The organism is Anaerophaga thermohalophila str. Valhall (assembly GCF_000250735.1).
GTDB lineage: Bacteria > Bacteroidota > Bacteroidia > Bacteroidales > Marinilabiliaceae > Anaerophaga > Anaerophaga thermohalophila_A.
Map to the genome: position 1 here is coordinate 1 of NZ_AHZV01000015.1, position 13292 is coordinate 13292.

The following is a 13292-nucleotide window of genomic DNA, read 5'->3' on the forward strand; positions in this document are numbered from 1 at the left end:
TTGACTAAAATACTTACATCTAAAAATCCAATCATCTGTTGATCTATTAATCTAACATATAACAATCTCTGAATGGAATTGTATAGCAGAAAAAGGTGGTGGAAATTTTTTCTGATGGCCGGGGCCTTCTTCATTGGGGCAGCATCATTGTATTACACCAACCGGCTTACATCGAAACTTCGGCAGGAGGAAACCAGAAAAATGGAATTGTGGGCCAAAGCCAACCGCCACATTACACGTCCCGATCCTGATGAGCAGTCCCTCGAACTGGTTTTCGAAATCATCCAGAACAATACAACCGTTCCCCTGATCATTGCCGACGAAAAGGACACCATTCTTTTTCACCGGAATCTGGATGTTCCTGAAAAGAATGAACAGGCATATCTGCAGCGTGAACTTCAAAAAATGAAAGACGGGGGCAGCGGCCCTATAGTTATCGAACTGGGAGGCGGTCAGAATCAGTATCTTTATTACGATGATTCCACCATACTTACCCAGCTGCGATGGTTTCCCATTGTGCAGCTTGTTGTTGTTGTGTTGTTCGTATTGCTGGCCTATTGGGCATTCAGCTCTGCCCGGCGCCGGGAACAGGATCAGGTATGGGTTGGAATGGCCAAAGAAACCGCCCATCAGTTGGGGACACCTACTTCATCATTGCTGGGATGGATTGAGGTACTTTCTATGAAAAATATTGAAAAGTCGCTTGTGGATGAGATGCGCTACGATATTCAGCGACTTCAGACCATAACCGACCGTTTTTCGAAAATAGGCTCAAAGCCTGATTTACAACCCGTGAATGTTGGAGATATGCTGCACGAGGTTATCGGCTACATCGAACACCGGATATCCTCGGGGGTACGTATTGAGGTCAATGCAGACGATTTTCTTTCGGAACTGAAGATTCTGGTGAACCGCCCCCTTTTTGAATGGGTTGTGGAAAATCTCTGTAAAAATGCTGCCGATGCCATGCAGGGCACAGGCACCATATCGTTTAGCTGGGGGTGCCAGAACAGACAGATTTATATTGACGTTGCCGACACCGGCAAGGGAATCCCACGGAAGTACCAGAAAACGATTTTCAAGCCAGGTTACACCACCAAAAAGCGGGGATGGGGGCTGGGACTTACCCTGGTTCGCCGCATCGTGGAAGACTATCACAACGGGCGAATTTTTGTTAAAGAGTCAACGCCCGGCAAGGGAGCAACTTTCCGGATTCTGGTGGAAAAAGGCTGAGGAGGGAAGGAGGCTGAGGCTGAGGCTAAGGCTAAGGCTGAGGCTAAGGTTAAGGTTAAGGTTGAGGTTGAGGTTGAGGTTGAGAGTGCACCACAGATGACACAGATGAACACAGATTATTTCAATGATTAATTATCAATTGAGGCTAAGGCAGAGGTTGAGGCAGAGGTTGAGGCTGAGGCAGAGGTTGAGAGTGCACAGATTTTTCAATTACCAATTAACCAATTAGCCGTTAACCAGCAACCAGCAACAAGCAACCAGCAACAAGCAACAAGCAACCAGCACCCATCCCCCGCCACCAAACTTTTTTAAAATTATTTTTCCCACACAATGAATATTTTATACCTTTGCGAAGTTTTTACTTATGGCAGCAGAGAAAGAGAAGAAAATCGGAGAGTATGGCATTGCCTTTAAAGGACTTAAAGAGGGACAACACCTCTATGAGTACAAACTGGGGAGTGCCTTTTTCGAATTGTTTGAGCAGCCGCAGGTAGAAACCGGTGAGTTGCTGGCAAAGGTCACTCTCACCAAAAGCACCCGGATGCTGGAGCTTTCATTCCATATAGATGGTGTTGTAGAAGCTCTTTGCGACAGGTGTCTGGGGTTGATGGACGTCCCCGTTACTTATAAGGGCAAGCTGTTCGTCAAATTCGGTGAAGTGTATGACGAACCTACCGAAGAGATAGTTATCCTGCCTCACGAGGAACATACCGTCAACATTGCCCGATTCATGTACGAATATATTGTGGTGAGTATCCCTATCCGGCATGTACATCCCGATAAAGAAGACGGTACACCGGGTTGCGATACGGAGATGCTTGCACAGCTGGAGACATACATGGTTGACCAGGAACCGGCAAGCGGGCAGGATGAAGAAAACGATAATGAAGAGATCGATCCACGCTGGAACGAGTTAAAGAAACTGAAGAATAAAAACAACAAGTAAAAAGAGGTTATAAAATGGCACATCCAAAACGAAAAACATCGAAAACGAGAAGAGACAAAAGAAGGACCCACTACAAGGCAACATTGCCGGCTTTGGGTGTTTGCTCTAACTGTGGCGCCACTATTAAGCTTCACACTGTTTGTGAAGAGTGCGGGCACTACAGGGGTAAACTTGCTGTAGAAAAAGAAGTAACAGCTTAATTGTAAGCAAAGTCAATGCTCGTTTGCAGTGTCATATTAATTTCGGTCATAATTGCTCCGGCCGGAGCAGATTCAGTCCGGAATTTTACAGACACTTCACTTCGTACGATTGGTCAACTATCCGGTTGTATATTGCCGGTGTAAACTGAAAGTATAATTATGCCCCTAAATTGTTTTTGGTTAGGGGCTGTTTTTTTTGTGGGCTGAGACTTTTCATTCGTGCACAAATTTTATTATTCAGGCAGGATGAAACCCGCATGAAGGAATTGACACATATCCTTTTCGGGCAAATTTCAGCCATGCTCTTTTCAACCCGGAAATGTTTTTCTGGCCCGAGCCAGGGCAGCCCTGTCAGGGAAGGCACTGAGCCCGTTTTGGCCATCTAATACTGTCTGTAACGATGGAAAAAGTGAACGCAGTGATTACCGCTGTCGGCGGATACGTCCCCGATTATGTTCTCACCAACGAGGAACTTAGTAAAATGGTCGATACGTCGGATGAATGGATTACCACACGTGTGGGCATCAAAGAACGGCGTATTCTCAAAGAAGAAGGAAAAGGTGCTTCCGATCTGGCTGTAAAGGCCGTAAATCAGGTACTCGAAAAATCGGGCACTTCACCCGATGAGGTGGATATGCTGATATGTGCTACCGTTACGCCGGACCATGTTTTCCCGGCTACGGCCAATATTATTTCCGATAAGTGCGATATTCGTAATGCACACAGCTTCGACATCAATGCCGGTTGCTCCGGTTTTCTGTATGCCCTTGATGCAGCCTCTAAGTTTGTAGAGACAGGGAGCAGGAAAAAGGTGATCGTAGTTGGTGCCGAAAAAATGTCGGCAATAACCGATTTTACCGATCGCACCACCTGCGTTCTGTTTGGCGACGGCGCAGGAGCCGTAATGCTGGAACCTACCACCGAAAAAGTGGGCGTGCTCGACAGCAAGCTTCAGAGCGACGGTTTCGGGCGCGTCTATCTTCATCAAAAGGCCGGCGGATCTGTAAAACCGCCCACGCATGAAACCATCGACAATCGTGAACACTACATCTATCAGGATGGCCGCCATGTGTTCAAACACGCCGTCTCCAAAATGGCTGATGTGGCTGTTGAAGTAATGGAGCGCAACGGCATCACCCCCGAAACACTTACCTGGCTTGTTCCGCATCAGGCCAATATGCGCATTATTGAAGGAACAGCTCAGCGGATGGGCATAGAAAAAAGCCAGGTGATGATCAATATCCAACGTTACGGTAATACAACCGCTGCTACTCTTCCTCTTTGTTTGTGGGAATGGGAAAAACAGCTCAAAAAGGGAGATAACCTCGTGCTGGCAGCTTTCGGCGCCGGATTCACCTGGGGAGCTATATATGTGAAATGGGGATACGACGGCGATAAGAGATAAGTGTTTTTACGGCTGTTCAACAAACGGATTTATATATACCCGTCACCGGTTGGTAATTGAACCGATGGCGGGTTATTTTTTTGAGAAAATTTATGAACGGACACTATCTATGAGGTAAAGTGCACCATCAATAAAACTCTCTCATAACAACAACTTTGCGTCTTTGTGTCTCTGCGTTAAGGCTTCCGGCCGAACTATTATTAAGATGAATCTGTTCCGGTTTTTGAGATTTGTTGTGTCTAAAAAAGCCGGATAAAATAACCGCTTTTGTCAGATTCTTTCTATTTTTAGTTCCAATAATAAAAGGTTTGATCCTAACCCGGTTAATTCATGAATCTTCATCTCAATGGAATTAAAAAAAAAGCGAATTCGGCAGGTATCTGGATGATTTTGAAGAGGGTATGGTTATTAAGCACTGGCCGGGTAAAACCATTACAGAGTCGGACAACAACCTCTTCTCGTTGTTGACGATGAACCATCACCCCGTTCATCTTGATCAGCATTATGCAAAAAGTGCCATCCACGGCAAAGTACTTGTTGTTGGAACGCTGGTTTTCTCCCTGGCAGTAGGGTTAACGGTGAGAGATATAAGCGGACGGGCTATTGCCAATCTCAATTATTCGGAAATAATACATCTGGCTCCCGTCTTTATCGGGGATACCATTTATGCTGAGTCGACAATTGTCTCGAAGAGAGAGTCAAGATCGAAACCCGACAGGGGGATTGTAAAAGTAAATACCTTGGTTACCAATCACAAAGGTGAGCAGGTTCTCTCGTTTTTCAGGGAGGTATTGCTGCCCAAAAGAGTTCAGGTATGAGTAGTCCGAGATTTGAAGGAAAGTTTGTTGCCCGTACCCTGTTGTTTACATCAGGGCATAATCCGCATTATCTGGAGAAAGCGTTTGCTTCGGATAGCGATGTCATTGTTCTCGATCTTGAGGATGCGGTACCGGCATCAAAAAAGGATGAGGCAAGGCAGACCATTACGAGGGTTTTAAGTTCCGATTTGATTGATCGCCGGCCGGTGTTTGTCAGGATAAATCCCATGGAAACGGGAGATACCCTGAAAGACCTTGACACCGTTGCCGATGCCCGTTTGTACGGGTTTGTTTATCCCAAAGCCTGTAACGCAAAAGATATGGAGGTTTTTGATGCCCAGCTCACCCTGAAGGAGAAAAATCTGTGCATTGAAAAAGGACATTTCAAAGTGATTGCCCTGCTGGAAACCCCTGAAGCTGTTTTAAATGCTTTCAGTATTGCTAAGGCTTCGAGCCGGGTGATTGCACTGTTGTTTGGCAGTGAAGATTTTCTGGCCGAAACAGAAGGCGAACATGGCATTGGCGGTCGCTCTATTTTAGCACCCAGGCATATGATTAGCATGGCTGCCCGGGCTGCAGGGATTGTCCCCATCGATACGCCTTATGTCAATATTGGCGACACGGAGGGATTAAAAAAACACATTGAACAGGCAAAAGAGCTTGGATTTGAAGGGATGCTGGTAATGTCGCCGAAAGAAATAGAACTGGTTAAGGAGTATTATACACCTGCACCCGATGAACTGAATAGAGCCCGTGAAATAATCGACCTGGCTGAAGAGACCAATAAGGCCGATCGCGGAATATCGGTAAAAAAGGGTATGTTTATTTCTCCTCCCACCGTATCCAAAGCCCGGAAACTTCTCGATAGAATGAATAAGATTGAAGCATTTGAAGCGTTTGTGAAAAATGGAGAATGATAAAGTATGGACAAAGGAAGAACTGATTGCCGACCTTAAAAAAGGCGGAATTCCGGAGGGAGTATTGCTGCATCTGAAAGTTTCCCTCAGAGCCATCGGAAAAATAGAAGGCGGCGCGCAAACCCTCCTGGATGCTTTGCTGGAAACGGTCGGAGATGAAGGGACACTCGTCATCGATTCGTTTATCACCTCCTATCCGCTGCCTCTGAATAAAGAGGATGCAAAGAAAATCAGTTCCGAAAAATCACCTTCCTATGCGGGTGCTTTGGCTAATGTTATGATTCAACACCCTGATATGGTCAGGAGTAAACATCCGATACAACGTTTTACGGCCATTGGAAAACTGGCTCATGAACTAATGGATAATCATACGCCCGAAAGCGGAGCATACGACGTTTTATCCCGGATGGCAGAAATGGGTGCCGTCAATTTATCCGTTGGAAGGAAAACCATTGGGGTAGGCACGACTCATGTTGCAATCGAAAAATCGGGATTATCCAAGAAAATCCCACCGATGGGCGTTAACTATATCGACCCGGACGGCAACATTAAACTTTTCAGAGTAAACTGGAACGGCGGATGCGGAAGGGGGTTTCCCAAATTCATCCCCCTTTATGAAAAAGCAGGCTGCCTGAAATGGATCAAAGTGGGCAATGCTGATGCCGTGCTGACCGATATGGCAGGCACACTCAGGGTAGAAATGGAAAAACTCAGAGAAGACCCTTCTTTCTTCTTTTGTGATGATCCCACCTGCAAAGATTGCCGGCTAAACTGGAAACATTCTACCGGCAACTATTTTAAAGTGAAATATTATTCTCTGCTTAAAATTTTGAAGGATAGGTCAGGGTAATGCAAAATAGAACAGAAGGTTCCCGTTTTTGCTAACGATCGCTTTGCAGGTTTTCTGCAACTATTTCGGCCATCACGGCAGCTCCTTCTGCATCGGGGTGAATGCTGTCGTAAAACATTTCTCCTTTATCGATCATCGGCTTGTAGAGATCGATCACCGGCAGGTGGTTGGTTTCTGCAATTTGCTTTACTACCGGAATTACACCATTGTAACCAAAGGTTACGACCGCCTTCGGGGGCGTGTTCCTGCCGGAACCCCCCGCTCGGCGAAGTCTGTGACTTCGTCGTTTTACTCCTGTAGTCTCCAGACTACCTTTTAAACAGTCTTTGCAGGCAAGCTCAGGATATCTACATCCAGATAATTACTCAAACCGGCATAATTTCGAGCCGATGAATATAAGTAGTCTTCAGGATTTTGAACAATTCTTGAGCGTACCGGATTGTTATGGATATAATCAATTTTCTGCACTATAAAATCATTTGAATATAACAATATAGCATGATTCTCATGAGTCCAAACCTGATAAAAGTTATTTCGCTTGTGCTGCGATGCTGCTCTTAGAAATAAAGGGAGCAACCAATCACGTCTGCTTTCGGTCGGTAAGTTTATGGCTTCAACAATTTGCTTACTCGTATATTTTTTGATATCCCTTATGCAGGCACTTAAATTTCCTTTATTACTGTTGGCTACCAGATGTACATGGTTGGACATTATTACATAGGCAAATAATTGAAGACCTTTGTTCTTCATTGCAAAATCAAAACTATCCAATACGATATCCCGATAAACATCCCGTGAGAAAATATCAACCCAATTTACGACCTGAAAGGTTAGGAAGTACAATCCTTTCTGATCTTTGATTTGATAACCGGTGGACATGGAATAAATATTTTATTTTTAAAGATAGAAAACATCCGATTTTTATCTTACTGTTTTGGGTGGAAATATGACCAATTTTATCGCGATGTTTTCTGTGGTAGTTAAAAACTACAAAGGTTTAAACGACGAAGTCAGAGACTTCGCCGAGCGGGGAGAATTTATCGACAGACACTGTTTATTAGGTAAAGTGTGCCATTAATAAAACGCACTCATAATGACAACTTTGCGTCTTTGCGTTTACTTTTTTAACCGAACTATCATTAAACAATATTCCGTTAAACTATCACAATACGCTGAAAACTAATTGTTTATGTCTAAAGAGGTTTATTTGTTAAAATGCAATATATCAATGTTTTACGAATCATCTTATATCTAAAAATCTAACGATCTATTGATTGATCTATTGATTAAAAGGACTTGTTAAAAAAGGTCAAAATACAAAAAGATGAATCTGTCTTTAGGTTTTGGGATTCGTTGTGTCTAAAAAAGCCGGATAAAATAACCGCTTTTGTCAGATTCTTTTTGTTCATTCTGCGTCACGCTCTATAATGAAGAAGTAACTTATCTTCCGGCTGTTGTTTCTCTCTTCAAGGTTGATATCAACCATTCCGGAATATTCAACCTGATAATGTCCTTTGAATATCTGTTGGTCCAAAATGTTTTCTTTATTGGTCAGGATACCAAAGCGATTTTCTTGCGGGAGCATCGCGGAGGATTTTTCCTCTTTGATCAGAGGAATTTTCTCTCCATACAGCCAAACTAATTCCGGTTGAATGTAATCGTAGCCATAAACATTGATACCCTCCTGTTTCACTTTCTCTTTCATTTCTTCAACCGGCTGCCGGCTACCTTCTTCAATGTAGTCCCGCGCTACGGGCAGAACAAAAACAAAAATGGAGGCATAAAGCATGATGGTAAGATAGAACACATTCCTGATGTTTTTTCGTAAAAGGTGGATGAAAATAAAGATTCCCGCTAAAGGCAGAATAATGCATGAAGTCAGGAAGAAAAAATCAGGGATGACGACATGCTCCTTGAAGAATATATAAACACCTGAAGGGATCGCAATACTCAATAAGGATATCAGGCCAAAGTTGAAATAGACTGGCCATTTCTCCCATTTCGATGTAAGGTTTTTGAATTTCCTGAACAGGTATTCCATATAAAAACCAGTATTGATCGACAGGGGAATCAAAACAGGCATCAAATAACGGGATTTCTTTTCGGGAATAATGGAGAGCAACACCACCGCGAAAAGTGTCCACAACAAACTAAAACGATAGGCCTTAAGATTCACCACCCGTTTCTTCAGATAAGGGTACAGTAAACTAATGAGGGCAGGAATGGTCCACAATCCGCTTTGGGCAAAAAAACTCCAGTAATAGTAGAACGGTCGCACATTGTAACTCGACCAGTTCCCCACTTCTTCCCGGGCAATAGACAAGAATGATTGCGGATCGGCAACCCTGATGTAGATGTACCACCATCCGCCAACAACAACGGCCAAAAGCAGTACAAGCACAAGCGGTAAGGCCTTTGTTTTAAGCCCCCGGAATCTGTAAGTAAAACCATAAGCCAGCAAAAACGGCAGGAACAGGGCATACAATGAAATCGGCCCCTTGCTCATAAACGAGAAACCGATAAAAATGCCCGAAACCACAGCATGTTTCCATGGCGAACCTTCATCCCTGAATAGTCTGATCAGCGACAAAATCCCCACCAGCATAAATCCATGGGTAAAAATATCCCAGGGCGCTTCAAAAATGATCCCGATGACATAAAATGAAGTCACGACAATGATCCCGTTAATCAGGCTATGCGATTTATCTTTTAAAATCGTTTTGGAAAGAAAATAGACAAACACGCCCGTCAACATCACCAATAAAACACCCGGCAGGCGCATGGCCGCAATGCTGTTTACCCCGAAAATCATGGCAGAGATGGCCGAAAGCCAGGTGGGGAGAGGGGGTTTTTCGTAACGGGCTTCCCCGTTCATCGTGGTCAACAACCAGTTTCCGTCGGTGATCATCTCTCTGGCCGTAACGAAATCCCGGGCTTCCATGATGGAAACCGGTAGCACATCCAAATGGGGGATGAGCATCACGGCAATGAATAAGCAAATCCCCAAAACGGGGCGTTTTTCAAAGCTCTTGATCAGTAGTTGCATATCTTTTGGGTTGAAATTTGCAGATTGTTTTCCCGCCGGATCTATTCATCCGTGGGGGCTTCGCGGTCCCGGACTCTTTGCGTATAATAAAGGATAAGATTCCGGCTGTAAATCAACGTACCAAATATTTGTCCCAGTATAATCACCGGGTCACGACGCACAATGGCATAACCAATAATGATGAGGGATCCCGTGATGCTGATGACCCAAAACATGGGCGGAAGTAGCGATTCGTGATGTCTTTCCGAATAGATCAATTGGTAGATAAACCTGAAGGTGAAGATGAATTGACCAATGGCCCCTACCGTGTATAGCTGAGCCGTAATCAGGGGGTTGTGCATCATATCCCGGATGTTGTATTCGGTGGGGGTGATAAACAGAAACAGGATCGCCAGTACCGGAGCTGATAATGCCAAAACACGGAGCCACCACGGGAATGACTGCCAGACATTTTTAAGCTGCAAATTGCGCAGATAAATGTAAAATGAGACAAACTGTCCGCCCACAATAACCAGATCTTTACGGAGAATGCCGTAAATCAATAGCAGAATGGATGCTACGAGGCTCAGTTGCCAGAACAGATCAGGGGAAACAACTTTTTTGGCCTTTTCCGACAAAAACCATTGCACCAGAAGCCGGGCGGAAAACAACCCCTGGGCAAAAAATCCCAGCCCGAATATAAATGAGTCGTCTAACATGACCGATCGCTGCTTTCACTGATTTCGTACCTGATGTATCTTTTTCGCATCCAGACAAAAGCCAGCGTATCCATAAAGGGACCGATCAAACGGTTCCACAGGTGATACTTGGCCGTCCCTTCAATTCGCGGAAAGTGTTGAACGGGAATTTGTTTGACTGTGCCTCCCTGTAACTGAATAAGAGCAGGAATGAAACGGTGCATGCCGTTGAAAAAGGGAATTGTCCGGGCCGCTTTCGTCTCCATGATTTTCAGGGGACAACAGGTGTCTTCGATCCCGTCATTGATCATAAACCGCCGAAACCCGTTAGCAATTTTTGAAGAGATCTTCTTCACAAAGGTATCCGAACGATTTTGCCGGATGCCGTTGATCATGGTATATTGTTCCATGAAATCGAAAAAGATAAGAAAATCCTGAGGAGAGGTCTGTAAATCCGAATCAATATATCCCGTATAAGGGGTGTCAACACAATCAATCCCGGCTTTCAGGGCGGTGCTGAGACCCGAATTCTTTTTCAGAGAGATGTAACTGAAGGCAGAAGGGTCCTCTTGCACGAACCGCTTTATAAGATTAAGGCTGCTGTCGCTTGATTTGTCATCAACAAAAAGAAACCGGATGGGGACCGGACTTGATTTTAACAGTTTGTCGGCCTCGGTTTTCACCCGGGGCAGGCTCTCCTCCTCGTTAAATACAGGAACAATTATGGTAACAGCATTATTGGAATTCATCGGTTGTAGGTATAAAATGATCGATTTTTTTCGCTTTAAAATGCCCGCCGTTCCATTTAAATATCGCTCTCTTCCACATGCCGGTGAGATTGTATTTAAATCCGGGCGGATATTTTCTTAAAGGACACAAATTTAAAAAAAAATTATATTGGGTATGCAAGGTGTCCCCACCTGTAAATTTCTGTCTGTCTTTCCTGATATTCGTCACCCACCATGACTTGCCATACTTCCCGTAATATGTGTGAGATGAACGTTGATCGTAATTGGTCCGATCGGTTCCGTCGTTTGCCTGTTATCAAGAATTTGGGTATTATTTTTCAACTGGTTTTATTGAGGATGCTTGTATTTAGCCGAAAGTTGGATAGTGTAATAAAAAATTTATGAATAGATCCGGGTTAAATCCTGGTTTTGCTAAAACTACCGTTTGCCAACGACAGCAACTGTCTCGATCGCCGGTTCTATACCGAACTGTTCCACATCATCGGTCTGATCGAAACCAGACAGGACAGCAAAAAATTATTGAACGTAACTCTCCTCGACAACGGAATCCCTGGAGCTCATTCAAAATACCATAGCCCGGATTGACAGTTTCGACAAAATCGACCGGCTGGAAAACCCCGACCGTTTTTCCATCATCTTGCCACCGGAAACCTTGTGCTATAAACATGCGACCGCCTTCGGGGTCAGATAAAATGTGTATATTTGTTTTTCAAAACGAACGACATATAAATTTGTTTTTCAAAATCATGAATGCATTGTATCAAAAATTAGCGGGGATACTGACAACGGTTTTATTCCTTTCGGCCCCATTGTCGGCTCAAACTGAAGAAAAGCCGTGGAACGGCCATGAATGCGCCGTTGTACTTACTTACGATGACGGGTTAAATGTGCATCTCGATAATGTGGTGCCGGCCCTTGAGGCTGCAGGATTTCGGGGTACCTTTTATTTACCTGGAAATGCCGTGACTTTGCCCGGGCGAGTGGATGAATGGCGCAGGGTGGCTCACAATGGTCACGAACTGGGCAATCACACATTGTTTCATCCATGTTCAGGTAGTGCTCCCGGTCGGGAATGGGTTCAGCCCGAACAGGATTTGGATACGTATACTTTTAACCGCCTGATGGAGGAGATTCGTCTGGGCAATGTTTTGTTGAATGCCATTGATGGAAAAGAGCAGCGCACGTTTGCCTATTCTTGTGGTGACAAAATGGTGGCCGATTCCTCCTTTGTAGAGGCCATTTCCGGGTGGTTTGTTGCAGCTCGTGATGTGCTTTACCGCATTGAGCAGCCGGGTGAGATCAACCGGATGGAAGTGGGTGCTTTGGCTGTTGACGGGGAATCGTCCGGTGAACTCATTGCCCAAGTGGAGAAAGCCCGGGAGGAGGGCGGTTTACTGGTCTTTTTGTTCCACGGAGTAGGGGGAGAGCACGGCATAAACGTTTCACTTGAGGCCCATAATGAGCTGGTCGATTATCTGGCACAACACAAAGATGAGATTTGGGTGGCGCCCATGGTTGAAGTGGCTGAGTCCATGAAGGGGGATTAGTGGTCATGGCAACCTGTCTTTTGCAGGAAACATTTATTGACAAGCAGAGAAGAAATCCTCCAACTCTGCTGCTTTGATCTGCGAAGAAATTCGAGTTAGCCTGGTTAACCCCGGGTAATAATCAATAAAACTGTTCCTTAAAGAACCACCGTTCAATCATTGAAAAGCCGATTTTGATGGTATGATATTGTTCCCTGATGAGGCCGTTACTGTTGGTTCCTTTTAGCGAATACTGATATGACAGGTGCAGCACATTACCCGTTGCGCTGAAAGGAATTGAGAGGCCGGCCGTTATTCCTTTTTCGCCTATTCTATGCTCATTTATACTCAGGTAACCATCGGTCCAGAAAATACCGGCCCGCCATTTCATCTGGTTGATATGCCGGAATTTGTTTTTTGGATAAGAGTAAGCAATCCCTGCCTGTAAAGAGAGCGCATCCGAAAAGGTTCCTTTCAGCGTTGAATTATCATTGAGTGCAGACCATTGCGAGAGAGACAGATCGGCAGCGACAGTCCATCCGCTGTTCCATTCTTTTCCCAGCCATCGAAAAACGATTGATGATACCTTTCGCCTGTACATTAATAATTATTGTGTCTGCCCGGAGGCAGATAACCCGCCGGCATCCGGCTTCTGTTTGTTGAGATTGGAGGCGAATTTAATACAGCGGCAGGAGGCGAAATACTTTTTTCATCTGTATAAAATTTATTTATTAAGGTTGGATGGAACTCGCATGCAAGAACTTATACATGTTCTTTTGTGACAAACCTTACCATGCTCGTTTCAACCATCGGGCTTCAAAACACTGCAAGCCGGCTGTTTATCTGAACGAACAGCATATTACCTATAACATTGATATAAAGCTGACGTTTGTAAGCAGAAGCGATGAGTTGATTGAAAAAAAAT

Annotated in this window: 14 protein-coding genes and 1 pseudogene; 9 read left to right on the plus strand and 6 right to left on the minus strand. The window is 44.5% G+C overall.

Annotated elements, in window-relative coordinates; genetic code table 11:
* Positions 1-72 precede the first annotated feature (72 nt).
* The 7 genes and pseudogenes from OQ5_RS0100415 (at position 73) to OQ5_RS0100445 (ending at position 6369) form a co-directional block, all read left to right on the plus strand.
* A complete protein-coding gene (locus tag OQ5_RS0100415; RefSeq protein WP_016775599.1) occupies positions 73-1233 on the plus strand; it encodes a sensor histidine kinase in 1161 nt (386 codons plus the stop codon).
* Positions 1234-1597: 364 nt separating this feature from the next.
* Positions 1598-2179, plus strand: coding sequence for a YceD family protein (locus tag OQ5_RS0100420; RefSeq protein WP_016775600.1), 582 nt, complete (start codon positions 1598-1600; stop codon positions 2177-2179).
* Between the two features lie 14 nt (positions 2180-2193).
* Positions 2194-2379 carry a 50S ribosomal protein L32 gene (gene rpmF / locus OQ5_RS22180; protein WP_082179423.1) on the plus strand — a complete coding sequence of 62 codons (186 nt, stop codon included), beginning with the start codon at positions 2194-2196 and terminating at the stop codon, positions 2377-2379.
* A 400-nt stretch (positions 2380-2779) separates the two neighbouring features.
* Positions 2780-3784 carry a beta-ketoacyl-ACP synthase III gene (locus OQ5_RS0100430; protein ID WP_016775602.1) on the plus strand — a complete coding sequence of 335 codons (1005 nt, stop codon included), beginning with the start codon at positions 2780-2782 and terminating at the stop codon, positions 3782-3784.
* 374 nt (positions 3785-4158) lie between these two features.
* Positions 4159-4602, plus strand: a pseudogene (locus OQ5_RS0100435) (MaoC family dehydratase); the annotation flags it as partial.
* On the plus strand, positions 4599-5519 hold the full coding sequence (locus OQ5_RS0100440; protein ID WP_016775604.1) for an HpcH/HpaI aldolase/citrate lyase family protein: 921 nt from the start codon (positions 4599-4601) through the stop codon (positions 5517-5519). The pseudogene OQ5_RS0100435 and the gene OQ5_RS0100440, both read left to right, overlap by 4 nt.
* On the plus strand, positions 5509-6369 hold the full coding sequence (locus OQ5_RS0100445; RefSeq protein WP_016775605.1) for an AAC(3) family N-acetyltransferase: 861 nt from the start codon (positions 5509-5511) through the stop codon (positions 6367-6369). The genes OQ5_RS0100440 and OQ5_RS0100445 overlap by 11 nt, the downstream gene beginning before the upstream one ends.
* A 31-nt stretch (positions 6370-6400) precedes the next feature.
* On the opposite strand, the gene OQ5_RS24005 is transcribed toward OQ5_RS0100445, so the two are convergent.
* From OQ5_RS24005 to OQ5_RS0100470, 5 genes are all read right to left on the minus strand, one after another.
* A complete protein-coding gene (locus tag OQ5_RS24005; RefSeq protein ID WP_255297321.1) occupies positions 6401-6526 on the minus strand; it encodes a hypothetical protein in 126 nt (41 codons plus the stop codon).
* Positions 6527-6684: 158 nt separating this feature from the next.
* Complete coding sequence (locus tag OQ5_RS0100455; RefSeq protein ID WP_016775607.1) at positions 6685-7248, minus strand: REP-associated tyrosine transposase; 564 nt, start codon at positions 7246-7248, stop codon at positions 6685-6687.
* 526 nt (positions 7249-7774) lie between these two features.
* A complete protein-coding gene (locus OQ5_RS0100460; RefSeq protein WP_016775608.1) occupies positions 7775-9415 on the minus strand; it encodes an ArnT family glycosyltransferase in 1641 nt (546 codons plus the stop codon).
* 41 nt (positions 9416-9456) lie between these two features.
* Positions 9457-10113 carry a lipid-A-disaccharide synthase N-terminal domain-containing protein gene (locus tag OQ5_RS0100465; protein ID WP_016775609.1) on the minus strand — a complete coding sequence of 219 codons (657 nt, stop codon included), beginning with the start codon at positions 10111-10113 and terminating at the stop codon, positions 9457-9459.
* Positions 10107-10841 carry a glycosyltransferase gene (locus tag OQ5_RS0100470; RefSeq protein ID WP_010418159.1) on the minus strand — a complete coding sequence of 245 codons (735 nt, stop codon included), beginning with the start codon at positions 10839-10841 and terminating at the stop codon, positions 10107-10109. Before OQ5_RS0100470 ends, OQ5_RS0100465 begins: the two co-directional genes overlap by 7 nt.
* 408 nt (positions 10842-11249) lie before the next feature.
* On the opposite strand from OQ5_RS0100470, the gene OQ5_RS22185 reads away from it, so the two are divergent.
* The gene (locus tag OQ5_RS22185; protein ID WP_010418162.1) at positions 11250-11426 is read left to right on the plus strand and encodes a type IIG restriction enzyme/methyltransferase; all 177 of its coding nucleotides are present in this window, start codon (positions 11250-11252) and stop codon (positions 11424-11426) included.
* A gap of 161 nt (positions 11427-11587) precedes the next feature.
* Positions 11588-12388: a polysaccharide deacetylase family protein gene (locus tag OQ5_RS0100485; protein WP_255297322.1), complete on the plus strand. Its 801-nt coding sequence runs from the start codon at positions 11588-11590 to the stop codon at positions 12386-12388.
* Positions 12389-12509: 121 nt separating this feature from the next.
* On the opposite strand, the gene OQ5_RS0100490 is transcribed toward OQ5_RS0100485, so the two are convergent.
* Positions 12510-12968 carry a hypothetical protein gene (locus OQ5_RS0100490; protein WP_010418167.1) on the minus strand — a complete coding sequence of 153 codons (459 nt, stop codon included), beginning with the start codon at positions 12966-12968 and terminating at the stop codon, positions 12510-12512.
* Positions 12969-13292 lie beyond the last annotated feature (324 nt).

Excerpts from the sequence above, each read along its gene's own strand:
- OQ5_RS0100485 (WP_255297322.1), top strand. The coding sequence starts at position 11,588 with ATGAATGCATTGTATCAAAAATTAGCGGGGATACTGACAACGGTTTTA.
- OQ5_RS0100420 (WP_016775600.1), top strand. The coding sequence starts at position 1,598 with ATGGCAGCAGAGAAAGAGAAGAAAATCGGAGAGTATGGCATTGCCTTT.
- rpmF (WP_082179423.1), top strand. The coding sequence starts at position 2,194 with ATGGCACATCCAAAACGAAAAACATCGAAAACGAGAAGAGACAAAAGA.
- OQ5_RS0100455 (WP_016775607.1), bottom strand. The coding sequence starts at position 7,248 with ATGTCCACCGGTTATCAAATCAAAGATCAGAAAGGATTGTACTTCCTA.
- OQ5_RS0100415 (WP_016775599.1), top strand. The coding sequence starts at position 73 with ATGGAATTGTATAGCAGAAAAAGGTGGTGGAAATTTTTTCTGATGGCC.
- OQ5_RS0100440 (WP_016775604.1), top strand. The coding sequence starts at position 4,599 with ATGAGTAGTCCGAGATTTGAAGGAAAGTTTGTTGCCCGTACCCTGTTG.
- OQ5_RS0100430 (WP_016775602.1), top strand. The coding sequence starts at position 2,780 with ATGGAAAAAGTGAACGCAGTGATTACCGCTGTCGGCGGATACGTCCCC.
- OQ5_RS0100465 (WP_016775609.1), bottom strand. The coding sequence starts at position 10,113 with ATGTTAGACGACTCATTTATATTCGGGCTGGGATTTTTTGCCCAGGGG.
- OQ5_RS0100460 (WP_016775608.1), bottom strand. The coding sequence starts at position 9,415 with ATGCAACTACTGATCAAGAGCTTTGAAAAACGCCCCGTTTTGGGGATT.
- OQ5_RS0100470 (WP_010418159.1), bottom strand. The coding sequence starts at position 10,841 with ATGAATTCCAATAATGCTGTTACCATAATTGTTCCTGTATTTAACGAG.
- OQ5_RS0100490 (WP_010418167.1), bottom strand. The coding sequence starts at position 12,968 with ATGTACAGGCGAAAGGTATCATCAATCGTTTTTCGATGGCTGGGAAAA.
- OQ5_RS0100445 (WP_016775605.1), top strand. The coding sequence starts at position 5,509 with ATGGAGAATGATAAAGTATGGACAAAGGAAGAACTGATTGCCGACCTT.